The organism is Paraburkholderia humisilvae (assembly GCF_902859855.1).
GTDB classification, from domain to species: domain Bacteria; phylum Pseudomonadota; class Gammaproteobacteria; order Burkholderiales; family Burkholderiaceae; genus Paraburkholderia; species Paraburkholderia humisilvae.
Map to the genome: position 1 here is coordinate 1 of NZ_CADIKH010000347.1, position 1,347 is coordinate 1,347.

General features: G+C 58.6%; 1 protein-coding gene and 1 pseudogene. Both read left to right on the forward strand.

Going from position 1 to position 1,347, the window contains the following annotated elements:
- Window positions 1-111 (forward strand): annotated as a pseudogene (locus HV796_RS45275) (transposase); the annotation flags it as partial.
- An 827-nt stretch (window positions 112-938) separates the two neighbouring features.
- The gene (locus HV796_RS42445; protein ID WP_175233575.1) at window positions 939-1,241 is read left to right on the forward strand and encodes a hypothetical protein; all 303 of its coding nucleotides are present in this window, start codon (window positions 939-941) and stop codon (window positions 1,239-1,241) included.
- Window positions 1,242-1,347: the final 106 nt, after the last annotated feature.

Genomic DNA, 1,347 nt, shown 5'->3' on the forward strand with positions numbered 1-1,347 from the left:
ATCAAGCTGCCGGAGGCGAAAAAGGGCTTCGTGCTGTTGCCGCGCCGCTGGGTGGTCGAACGCAGCTTTGGCTGGCTCAACCGATTCCGCCGACTGGCCAGAGACTACGAGTGATTGCCTGAAACCCTGGCGGGTTTGCACTTCGTCGTATTCTCCGTGCTTATGCTTGCCCACTTTGCAACCCTTAACAAAAGTGCCTAACACCCTCTCTAGGAGACCTTGTTCAGCAGGGTCCTTGCGCTGCGATCGTGGGTCCGGTAGAAAGAGCCCGGTGATCTATTGGACTGTTGAGTTTTCATGCCTTTCAAGGCGAGACTGAAGACGGGTGAGCCACGCAGGCGGCCGAAGCCGAACTATGCGGTAACCAACGCACCCGCGTACAACGGGGCCTGAAGCGGCGCGGACAACTCAGCCTGTACTGCCCCGACGGCGATCTGAAGGCGCTGTTCCAACTGGTTGCGGGTTCCGATCGGAATCGGGGCGGCGTTCCTTAAGGATAACGCAGGATTGCAGGATCGCAGGAATGGAGTACCGCAATGCGGGCGATGAGATGATTGGGCTCTCACGCGCGGATTTTCGCCAGACAACGGGCGAGCAAAATCAGGGCGGTGTACCGGAAAGGAAACGCAGGCATCGGCTGTGAGATCAGCCCCGGCAGTAGTGCCGCAGATCGATCATCGTATAGGCAAGGGTCCTGAATGCGTAACGTAATTGACTGGGACGGTCAAAGCGCAGCAGCAGTCGCCGGAACTTGTCTTCTCAGGCGGACAGCCGCTCGATGGTACGGAACCGCTCCTCGAAGATGGCCGGATCGAACCGGGACCTGGGTCCTCGCTCAGGTCGCTTTCTACCGCGTGAATTCGGGTTGATGTTGGGAACCACAGAGGCGATTCGTTTCGATTGCCAGGGGCCCTCACGAACGGCGCGATCACGTTGCAATGCCGATCGCAGAAGGCGACGACCTTGTCGCCTTTGACCTTCTTGTGACTGCTGAAGCCGAGGTTGCCACCTCCTTTCTTCGCCGCTGTGGCCGTGCTATCGCCATGAATGATGGTGGTGTCCAGACCATCGTCTTGTCGAAGCCTGAACACCGGGCCTTCGAAAATCGCTTCAGAACAGCCGTCCGCTTGCCACCGCCGGAAGGCCCGATAGGTGCGCGCGTAGTGGATCTCCGGGAGACCCTGCGAATCGCTTTCGATCGGCAGCTCCTTCGACTGGCAACCCAAGTAGGGCAAACGTAAGCGTCATTTCGAGGCCGCATCGACAGGGTACCCGCGTGAGTCCAAAGTGATGTCCATCACTTCGAGTAGTGGGGACCACTTTGATGACAGAGACCAGCAGTACTGG

Excerpts from the sequence above, each read along its gene's own strand:
- HV796_RS42445 (WP_175233575.1), top strand. The coding sequence starts at position 939 with ATGCCGATCGCAGAAGGCGACGACCTTGTCGCCTTTGACCTTCTTGTG.